A 3867-nucleotide genomic window follows, 5' to 3' on the forward strand; every position below is an offset into this window, starting at 1 on the left:
GTCCGGAAACCCTGATCGAGGTCCGCGGCGGCACCCTGACCACCCGCCCGATCAAGGGCACCCGCCCGGCCACCGCCGCCGGCCGCGCCGACCTGCTCGCCTCGGCCAAGGAACGCGCCGAACACATCATGATCGTCGACCTGGAGCGCAACGACCTGGCCCGCATCGCCCGCACCGGCAGCGTCCGCGTCGACGACCTGTTCGCCGTACGCCGCTGGTGCGACCTGTGGCAGGCCGAGTCCACGGTCCGCGCCGAGGCCGCCGACGGCCTCGGCCTGGCCGACCTGCTGCGCGCCGTGTGCCCCGGCGGCTCGGTCACCGGCGCGCCGAAGCTGGCCGCCCTGGACCGCATCGCCGCGCTGGAACCGGTCGGCCGGGGCGCCAGCATGGGCGGCCTCGGCTGGGTCGACGCCGCCGGCGTCGACCTCGGGCTGACCATCCGCACCGCCGCCGTCGACGGCGAGGCCGTGCACGTGTGGGCCGGCGGCGGCATCACCTGGGACAGCGACCCCGACGCCGAGGTCGCCGAGGCCGCGGCCAAGACCGCCCCGGTCCGGGCCACCCTCGACTGACCAGCGCGCCGGCCCGCGTCGCCGTACGGCGTACGGCAGTCGGCGGCTAGAGTGCAGCCGGTGAGCACCGAGTACAGCGGCACCGGCGACCCGGCGCGCAGCCTCGCCCTGCTGTGGCGCACCCGCGAACGGGCCAGCCGCAAGGGCCGACCCGACCTGACCGTCGACCGGATCGTGCGGGCCGCCGTCGACCTCGCCGACACCGAGGGACTGGCCGCCCTGTCCATGCGCCGGGTCGCCCAGACCCTCGGCGTGGGCACCATGTCGCTGTACACCCACGTACCCGGCAAGGGCGAACTGCTCGACGTCATGGTCGACACCGTGCACGGCGAACTCGCCCCAGCCGAGCCGCCCCCCGGCGGCTGGCGGGCCCGCCTGGAACACGTCGCCCGCACCCGGTGGCAGCTGCACCTGCGCCACCCGTGGCTGTTGCAGGTCGCCACCACCCGCCCCGCGCTGGGCCCGCACGTCATCGCCAGCTACGAACACGAACTACGCGCCGTCGACGGCATCGGCCTGACCGACCTGGAGATGGACGCCGTGGTCACCCTCGTCACCGGGTACGTCCACGGCGCCGTACGCACCGCCGTGGAGGCCGCCCAGGCCGCCGGCCGCACCGGCCTGACCGAACAGCAGTGGTGGCAGGCCCACGCCCCGTACCTGGAGAAGGCCCTCGACGCCCGCCGGTTCCCCCTGGCGGCCCGCGTCGGCAGCGCCGCCGGCCAGCAGTACCAGGGCGCCACCGACCCCGCACACGCCTTCGAGTTCGGCCTGGCCCGCATCCTCGACGGCATCGAGGTGCTGATCCGCGACCGCCCGGGCACCCGCGCGACCGGCACCGACGACCGATAGCCTTGCCGGCATGACGATGCGGGACATCCGAATCATCGGCGACCCGGTGCTGCGCACCCCCTGCGAGCCGGTCACCAGCTTCGACGCCGAGCTGCGCGACCTGGTCACCGACCTGATGGACACCCTGCTCGGCGCGCCCGGCCGCGCCGGTGTCGCCGCCCCGCAGATCGGCGTCAGCGCCCAGGTCTTCGTCTACGACGCCGACGGCCACCGCGGCCACATGATCAACCCCGTGCTGGAGGTGTCCGAGGAACTCCAGGACGACGACGAGGGATGCCTGTCCATCCCCGGGCTGTACTTCCCGACCCGCCGGGCCCTGCACGCCACCGTCCACGGCTTCGACCAGCACGGCGAACCGCTCACCATCGCCGGCAGCGGCTTCCTCGCCCGCGCCCTGCAACACGAGACCGACCACCTGGCCGGGCGCCTGTACGTCGACACCCTGCGCGGCGAGATCCGCCGCCGCGCCCTGCGGGAGATCCGCGCCGGCCGCTTCGACTCACCCCGCCGCGCCTGAGGTCGCCCACCCCTCGCGGGTGATCTCGTACTCCACCTCACCCAGCTCCGCACCGGGCAGCGGATCCGGCCACGACTGGTGGAAGGTCCGCACGTACCGCATCCCCACCGCGGCCATCGTCGCCCGGGACGCGGCGTTGACCGCCATCGTCTCGGCGAAGATCCGCCGCAACCCCAGCTCGGCGAAGCCGTGCCGGATCAGCTCCCGGGCCCCCTCGCTGGCCAGCCCCTGCCGCCAGTACCGGCGCAGCAGCCGGTAGCCCAGCTCGGCCTGCCCGGCCACCGGCCCCTGGTCGGGGCGCTGCGGCGGCTCCAGGATCCACCAACCGACGAACTCGCCGTCGACCAGACCCACCCAGAAACCCAGGCCGGGCACCTGCCGCGCGGCCGCCAGCCGCCGCTCGTGCACCACACGCACCTCGTCGGCAGAGCGCGCCGGCCCCAGATAGCGCATCACCTCCGGATCGGCGTCCAACTCGACCTCGTGCGCCAGGTGCTCGTCGGCCAGCGGCACGAGCAGGATCCGGGGGGTACGCAGCGTCGCCTGGGCCATGGCCGCCATTGTCACCCGCCGGCCGGCGCCCGCCGCACCCGGCCAGCGCCGTCAGCGTCCCCGCGCAGTCAAAGTGAACTCGGCGTAGTCGGCGACCCGGGTGAACCCCAACCGCTCGTACAGCCGCACCGCGGCGACGTTGTCCGCCTTCACGTTCAACGTCACGTGGTCGGTGTCGGCGCGCAGCAGCCCGCACAACCGGGCCACCACCGCCGCTGCCAGCCCCCGACCCCGCCACCCCGGGTGGGTGGTCACGTTGCCCAGCGCCGCCACCCGATAGGCCCGGGAGAACACGTGCACCCCGGCCACCGCCACCAGCGCGTCACCGTCGCGGACGCCCACGTACCGGCCGGTGTCCACCATCCGCGCGTCGAACCAGTTGCCCGGGTACGCGGCGGCGTACAGGTCGTGCAGCCGCAGCAGGTCCGCCCGGCCCAGCGTCACCCCGGCCGGCGACACCGCCGCCAGCCGCTGCGGATCGGTCAACGCCATCTTGTGGTGCAACCCGGACGACGTCACCCGGAACGATCCGGCCAGCGCCGCCTCCAGACCGGGGGACAGGTGCGCCGCCAACCGGGCCGGCAGCACCGGCGCCACCTCACCCAGCAACGCGGCCAACTCACCCACCCCGGCCGGCCCGGCCAGCGCCAGCAGCGTCGGCGGCTGCGCCCCGTGGTACAGCAACGCCACCGCGTCCCCACGCCGATACCACGACGTGTACGGCCAGAAGAAGTCGTCCAGGTCGCCCAGCTCGTAGGCGTGCAGCACCGGATCCCGGCCCAGCAGCCCGGCCAGGACAGCCCGATCGTGTTCCGCGCGCACCGGCATCCGCCGATGATCACATGCCGGGTGCCGCCACCCTCACCCGACCGCTCACCCGGCCAGCCACTGGTCGTAGCCCAGCTTCGCCACCAGGGCGAGGACCACCACCAGCAGCACCACCCGCACGAACCCCGAACCACGGCGCAGCGCCATCCGCGCCCCCACCATCGCGCCGGCGATGTTGCACACCGCCATCGCCGCCCCGAGCAGCCACCACACGTGCCCGGTCACCGCGAACACCGCCAGCGCACCGGCGTTGGTGCCCGCGTTGACCACCTTCGCCATCGCCGAGCCGTGCACGAAGTCCGCACCCACCAGCGCGGTGAACGCCACCACCAGGAACGTGCCGGTACCCGGACCGATCAACCCGTCGTAGGTGGCGATACCCACCCCGGCGACCAGCACCGCCACCACCATCCGGGTACGGGTGCGCCGCTGCGGCACGGCGAGCACCCCGAGCCGGGGACGCAACACCACGAACAGCGCCACCGACATCAGCACCACCAGCACCACCGGCCGGTACGCCGACGGCGGCACCGCTCCGGCCAGGGC

The 3867-nt window shown here is 74.3% G+C and carries 6 protein-coding genes; 3 read left to right on the top strand and 3 right to left on the bottom strand.

Annotated elements, in window-relative coordinates:
* The 3 genes from C1I95_RS32510 to def form a co-directional block, all read left to right on the top strand.
* A partial coding sequence (locus C1I95_RS32510; RefSeq protein ID WP_199524013.1) for a chorismate-binding protein occupies window positions 1-572 on the top strand: 572 nt, incomplete at its 5' end.
* Between the two features lie 60 nt (window positions 573-632).
* The gene (locus tag C1I95_RS32515; RefSeq protein ID WP_111219775.1) at window positions 633-1424 is read left to right on the top strand and encodes a TetR/AcrR family transcriptional regulator; all 792 of its coding nucleotides are present in this window, start codon (window positions 633-635) and stop codon (window positions 1422-1424) included.
* A gap of 10 nt (window positions 1425-1434) precedes the next feature.
* Window positions 1435-1941: a peptide deformylase gene (def, locus tag C1I95_RS32520; protein ID WP_111219771.1), complete on the top strand. Its 507-nt coding sequence runs from the start codon at window positions 1435-1437 to the stop codon at window positions 1939-1941.
* Here def and C1I95_RS32525 read toward each other — a convergent pair.
* The 3 genes from C1I95_RS32525 to C1I95_RS32535 form a co-directional block, all read right to left on the bottom strand.
* Window positions 1924-2493, bottom strand: a complete 570-nt coding sequence (locus C1I95_RS32525) for a GNAT family N-acetyltransferase (protein WP_111219777.1) — start codon at window positions 2491-2493, stop codon at window positions 1924-1926. The two genes, def and C1I95_RS32525, sit on opposite strands and share 18 nt — an antisense overlap.
* 51 nt (window positions 2494-2544) lie before the next feature.
* Window positions 2545-3321: a GNAT family N-acetyltransferase gene (locus C1I95_RS32530; RefSeq protein ID WP_111219773.1), complete on the bottom strand. Its 777-nt coding sequence runs from the start codon at window positions 3319-3321 to the stop codon at window positions 2545-2547.
* 45 nt (window positions 3322-3366) lie between these two features.
* Window positions 3367-3867: TSUP family transporter (locus tag C1I95_RS32535; protein ID WP_146605930.1), on the bottom strand; the 501-nt coding region annotated here is incomplete at its 5' end.

Source organism: Micromonospora craterilacus (genome assembly GCF_003236315.1).
Classification (GTDB): domain Bacteria; phylum Actinomycetota; class Actinomycetes; order Mycobacteriales; family Micromonosporaceae; genus Micromonospora; species Micromonospora craterilacus.